This is a genomic window from Qipengyuania sp. (genome assembly GCF_043423005.1).
In the GTDB taxonomy this organism is placed as follows: Bacteria; Pseudomonadota; Alphaproteobacteria; order Sphingomonadales; family Sphingomonadaceae; genus Qipengyuania.
This window is the reverse complement of sequence record NZ_JBHWMI010000068.1, coordinates 1-5832: the sequence shown is the minus strand read 5'-3', so window position 1 is coordinate 5832 and position 5832 is coordinate 1. Positions and strand designations below refer to the sequence as shown.

General features: G+C 62.3%; 5 protein-coding genes and 1 pseudogene. All 6 read right to left on the bottom strand.

What is annotated here, in order from left to right:
* A partial coding sequence (locus tag ACHFFA_RS10505; protein WP_394270796.1) for a hypothetical protein occupies positions 1-653 on the bottom strand: 653 nt, incomplete at its 3' end.
* Between the two features lie 58 nt (positions 654-711).
* Positions 712-1542 (bottom strand): hypothetical protein, encoded by an 831-nt coding sequence (locus ACHFFA_RS10500; RefSeq protein ID WP_394270795.1) that lies wholly within the window; start codon positions 1540-1542, stop codon positions 712-714.
* Positions 1542-2960, bottom strand: coding sequence for a dihydrolipoyl dehydrogenase (gene lpdA / locus ACHFFA_RS10495; RefSeq protein ID WP_394270797.1), 1419 nt, complete (start codon positions 2958-2960; stop codon positions 1542-1544). Before lpdA ends, ACHFFA_RS10500 begins: the two co-directional genes overlap by 1 nt.
* A 15-nt stretch (positions 2961-2975) precedes the next feature.
* Positions 2976-3659: a methyltransferase domain-containing protein gene (locus ACHFFA_RS10490; protein WP_394270794.1), complete on the bottom strand. Its 684-nt coding sequence runs from the start codon at positions 3657-3659 to the stop codon at positions 2976-2978.
* A gap of 396 nt (positions 3660-4055) precedes the next feature.
* Positions 4056-5351, bottom strand: a complete 1296-nt coding sequence (gene odhB, locus ACHFFA_RS10485; RefSeq protein ID WP_394270793.1) for a 2-oxoglutarate dehydrogenase complex dihydrolipoyllysine-residue succinyltransferase — start codon at positions 5349-5351, stop codon at positions 4056-4058.
* A 30-nt stretch (positions 5352-5381) separates the two neighbouring features.
* Positions 5382-5832 (bottom strand): annotated as a pseudogene (gene sucA / locus ACHFFA_RS10480) (2-oxoglutarate dehydrogenase E1 component); the annotation flags it as partial.

Sequence of the window (5832 nt, the reverse complement as noted above, 5' to 3'; positions counted from 1 at the left end):
GCCGCGCATACTGTCCTCGTCTCCGCCCAGCTTTCCGCCAGGTCGCGGGCCCATCGCCGGAAGTCCGCCGCTGCCTCCTTTCTCGGCTGCAACGCCTTGCTCAGCATCGGATGAAATCGCAGCCGCGATTGCGGGAGGATAGTTCTCAGAAATCCCGGACCGGCAAGGACGTTCAACGTATCGTCGACATGCACGATCTTGCTGGTCTTGTGACGGACAAGGACCGATGCGGCATGAACCCTGTCGTCCGCAGTCACCAGATCAAGGCCGGTGGGAACCGAAAATTCCAAATCGCTGGCGAACTGCGCCTGCGTTTCGGCATCCTCGATGAACGCCTTCTCCCATGGAAGGTCAGGCGCCTGCTCGGTGTGGCGACGCGTTCCGATGAGGCGCGCCGAGGGGGCGAGGGCGTGCGCCGCACGGCAATGGATCGTGTGAAACGGATGGACGTTGAGGATCGCCTCGATGGCAGACCCGCCATCGGTTAGACGCAACAATTCGCGCCGGTCCTCGTCCTCGAACCCGTAGCTGTCGAGCATCAGGAACCGGCCGTCGCTACGCCTCACGAGGGACGCGTGGGTTCCGATATCGATTACCTTCGCGATTTTGAAAGTGCCGCGAAAGTTCCAGAAGTGTTCGGCCAATTGCTGCATGCAGCGAGTCCTACCATACCCTTCGCGCCAAACTCTTGCACAATTTGAGGGGGCGGGGTCAGCCAGCAGGCCTTGGCCTGCCGCTCTCGGCCAGTCCGATGGCCAGGCCGAAGCCAAGAATGGACGACGCCCCGTACCCTATCAGCGGATAGGGATAGTGTGAGACAAGCGCCATGACGAAGAAACCGAACAGCGCCCCTGCCAGGCCGTAACGTTCGGCGGGGTCGGCGCCGATGCCCCGAATGATCGCTGTAAAAGCGACGATCAGACCGGCCGTAAGCATCAGGGCCAGCATGAAATGATCGCTCAGCGCCTGTTGCAGGACGCGCTCGACGAAAGGCTGGGGCGGCAATTCCCCCCGGAACGCCATCGATAGCGTGAGGAAGAAGCCAAGGATCGCGATCATGCCGAAACGCCATTCCCGCGTGCGGTCGTGTATCCCTGCCGCCGCGAAGGTCAATGCGAGGCCGGTGCCGGCGTCGGGTTGGATGACCAGCGGCAGCAGGGCGGCGGCGAGCATGGTTGCTCCCCAACGCCGGTCCCGCGCCGAGGCGACCACGAGGGCGGGGAGGGCCAGAAACCCGCTGTGAAGCGCTAACCCGCCAATCTCGATCCACCGGTTGACGCCGCTGACCGAAGGTCCTGCAACAAGAGGAACCGCAAGCACCGCCACCGCCGCCGCGCCGATCACTCGCCACCCCGATATGCCCGACGGGGCGCGAGCAAAGACGATCCAGAGACATGCCAGCGCCAATGCCGCGGCGTTGACGATGCGATAGCTGGCGGGAGCCTCGACCAGAGCCATCCAGCCGATCCCGGCACACACCGGGATTATGAGCGCACAAAGCGCCGGCAGGGGGAGCGCAGCGGTGACCCGCCGGCCAGCCATCAGACGTGGATCGGCTTGCCCTGCACCGCCATGGCGGCTTCCTTGATCGCTTCCGAATGGGTCGGGTGCGCGTGGCAGGTGTAGGCAATATCCTCGCTCGTCGCGCCGAATTCCATCGCCTGAGCCGCCTGCGCGATCATCGTTCCCGCGACCGATGCGATCGCCCAGACGCCCAGCACGCGGTCGCTGTCGGCGTCCGCAATGACCTTCACGAACCCATCGGGCTCGTGATTGGTCTTGGCGCGGCTGTTCGCCAGCATCGGGAACTTGCCCACCTTGATCTTGGCCTTGTCGCCGCCCGCCTGCTCCAGCGCCTCTTCCTGCGTCAGGCCGACGCCGGCGAATTCAGGCCAGGTGTAGACGACGCCCGGAATGATCGCGTGATTGACGATGCCCGTCTGGCCGGCGATGTTTTCGGCGCAGGCGATGCCCTCGTCCTCGGCCTTGTGGGCGAGCATGGGGCCGGGGATCACGTCCCCGATGGCCCAGACGCCGTCGACCGCGGTGCGGAACTCGTGATCGGTTTCGATCTGCCCGCGCTTGTTCACCTCGAGCCCGATCTTGTCGAGCCCGAGCCCTTCGGTATTGGGGCGGCGGCCGATGGACACGAGGACGCAATCCGCCTCGATCGTCTCGGCCTCTCCGCCCACCGCGGGTTCGACGCTGACCTGCGCCTTGCCGTCTCTTACCTCGACACCGGTAACCTTGGTCGACAGCCGGAGCGCCATGCCCTGCTTCTTGAAGATCTTGGCCGCTTCCTTGCGCACATCGCCGTCCATGCCAGGAAGCAGTTGATCGAGATATTCGACCACCACGACCTCTGCACCGAGCCGCCGCCAGACGCTGCCGAGCTCGAGCCCGATCACGCCGCCGCCGATCACCACCATGCGGCCGGGCACCTTTTCAAGTTCGAGGGCGCCGGTTGAATCGACGATCACCTGCGCCTCGTTATCGACCTCGATCCCGGGCAACGGAGTGACAGAGGATCCGGTCGCGATAACGACGTTCTTCGCGGTCACCGTCTCTTCGCCCACGGTGACGGTATGCGCATCGACAAAGGTGGCGCGGCCCTTCTTCCAGTCGACTTTGTTCTTCTTGAACAGGAATTCGATCCCGCCCGTAAGCTGCTTCACCGCATCGCGACGCTGGGCGTGCATCGCTTCGAGGTTGAGGGTAGGCGTCACCTCGACCCCCATCTGCGCCATGGTGCCGTTCGCCGCAGCGTCGAAGAACTCGCTGGCGTGGAGCATCGCCTTCGACGGAATGCAGCCGACATTGAGACAGGTGCCGCCCAGCGTTTCGCGGCTTTCCGCGCAGGCCGTCTTCAGACCAAGCTGCGCCGCCCGGATCGCGGCCACATAACCGCCCGGCCCGGCACCAATGACGAGGACGTCGTAGTCGTAAGTCTGGTCAACCATATACTTTTGTTCCATTCAGTACGCAGAGGTCGACCCTATTCGGGTCGCAATGTAGGATTTTGGCAGGCCGGCGAGGCGCTCGGCGTTCACGACCGCGTCCGGAAAAAGATATTTGATCTGCCCTTTGGTAAGAAGCCTGGCGCTGTCGATCTTGCGATACGCGATTCCGGTATTTTTTGCACGGCCCGTGCTCGACAATGGAAGGGCTCTCATCAGACCCGCACGAACTGGGCGTGGAAACCAATGATTAAACGGGAACTTGGGGAAGTGCGGTTCGATCGGAAACCAGTAATTCGGTGTCTGCACGTAATACGAGACTGCGACCCGTCTCGTTTCGTTAGCAAATTTCTCCATTTCGGACCACAGTCCGACATGTTCGATCACTGAGTTCGAATGACAAAAATCGAAATGGTTGTCGGCATAATTCTGATTACACGCGTTTCCCACCGAATGGCTGAACATACCCTCGGGCGCCTGCTCGTCGTCCCTGAACTCTGAAGCATAAAGATTCTGAATTACGATATGAACATTTGCATCCTGCAAAAATGGATATCCGACGCGTTTCCAGTAGTCTTGCCGGCCTCCAAGATCAAGAATGGTGAGCGTATCCTTCTTCCGCGGAAGCTTTACGATCATGGATCGAAGCAGTTCGTCCCGCCGACCGCGAAAATGCTCCGAAATATTATTTCTCAGTCCCATCCTGGAGTCCTTCCGGTTATCCAACGAACGATAAATGAGTTATATAACATAACCGTTCTGATGGAATGTCTTCGGATGAAAAAGATTAAGGGAAATTCGGTTCATCGCTCATCATCCACAATCGTCGTCATGCTGTGGCTTAGGTTGTCATCGAATTCGTTCCAATCTTCAAAATTTTGTCGGCGCATGGGTGATGATGCCCCGTAGCCCAGCCGCTCCTCCGGCCATCAGGCCGGCGAGGCTAAGATTTTCGCGTGCACGCGATTGCACAATCGCGAATGCAGTCGGCGGCGCCTTCCTCGTCGCCTTCGCCAATACACATATCGCTTTGTCCGCATGTGGCCAGTTCGAGAGTTGCAGCACCAAGAAGCATTGTGAGTCGGTTCGACAAGGTCCTCACAGATCGATCAGCATCCTGGTGGGATCCTCGATCGCTTCCTTGATGATCTTGAGCGCCGTCACTGCCTCGCGCCCGTCGATCAGGCGGTGATCATAGGACAGCGCGATGTACATCATCGGGCGGATCACGATCTCCCCGTCGATCACGACGGCGCGATCCTCGATCCGGTGCAGGCCGAGGACGGCGCTTTGCGGCGGGTTGATGATCGGCGTGCTCATCAGGCTGCCGAAGACGCCGCCGTTGGAAATGGTGAAGGTTCCGCCCTTCATGTCCTCCATCGTCAGCGTACCGTCCTTGGCGCGCTTGCCGAAATCGGCGATGTCCTTCTCGATCTGGGCAAAGCCCTTGGCATGGGCATCACGCACAACCGGGACGACCAGCCCATTGGGAGCACTCACCGCGACCGAGATGTCGACATAGTCGTGATAGACGATCTCGTCGCCTTCGATATAGGCATTGACCGAGGGCACGTCCTTAAGCGCAAGGCAGGCGGCCTTGGCGAAGAAGCCCATGAAGCCGAGGCGGATGTCGTGCTTCTTGGCGAACAGATCCTTGTACTTCTCGCGCGCCTCCATGACCGCGGTCATGTCGCAGTCGTTGAAGGTGGTGAGAAGCGCGGCGGTATCCTGGGCGCTCTTCAGCCGCTTGGCGATGGTCTGGCGCATCCGCGTCATCTTGACGCGCTCTTCACCGCGTTCGCCGGCCGCCGCATTCGATGCCGCCGCCGGAGCAGCGGGCGCGGCGGCAGGGGCGGGTGCGGGTGCGGCGTCCTTGCGCGCGCGGGCAGCGGCTTCGACGTCTTCCTTGGTCAGCCGTCCGTCGCGGCCCGAGCCTTTCACGCTCGCCGGATCGACGCCGTGTTCGAGCACCGCGCGGCGCACTGCGGGGCTCAGCGAAAGGGCCGCATCGCCGGCGGCGTCCTTGGCCTGCGTCGATGCAGGTGCGGCGGGGGCGGCAGTCGGGGCGGCAGGCGCTTCGCCTTCGTCGGGCGCCTGCTCGTCGGCCGGCTGTGCGGTTTCGCGCGGCTTGACCTCGGTGCTTTCGCCAGGGGTCACATCATCCTCGACGATGGCGAGCACCGCGCCGACCTCGACCGTATCGCCGACCGCGACGCGGAACTCCTTGATCCGCCCGGCCACGGGGGAGGGGGCTTCCACGGCCACCTTGTCGGTCTCGAGGCTGACGATCGGCTCGTCGACATCCACGGTATCGCCGGGCTGCTTGAGCAGTTCGCCGATGGTCGCCTCGGTCACGCTTTCGCCCAGTGCCGGAACCTTGATTTCAGTCGCCATGTCGTTGTTATCCTTGAACTCTGGTCATTCTCAGCAGTCGTACCCGACATCGGCATTCGTGCCGGCGTCGAGCCCCAGCGCGGCGTTGACCAGCGCCTCCTGCTGCGCCTTGTGGCGGCTGGCGTAACCTGTTGCGGGTGAGGCCGCCGCCTCGCGCCCGGCATAGCACGGACGCAATCCGGCCTTGCCGGCATCCCGCGCCGCATCCTCGATCAACCGGTCGACGAAGAACCAGGCCCCGTTGTTGCGCGGTTCTTCCTGGCACCAGACGACTTCATCCAGATTGGGCATGCGCGCGAGGCGCGCGGCAAGCGGTTCGCCGGGGAAGGGGTAAAGCTGCTCGATGCGAATGATCTGCGTATCGTCGATCCCGGCGGCATCGCGCGCTTCCATCAGATCGTATGCGACCTTGCCCGAACAAAGGATCACCTTGCGGGTCGCATCGTCCGCCGCACCGTTGCGGTCGGACAGGATCCGAGTC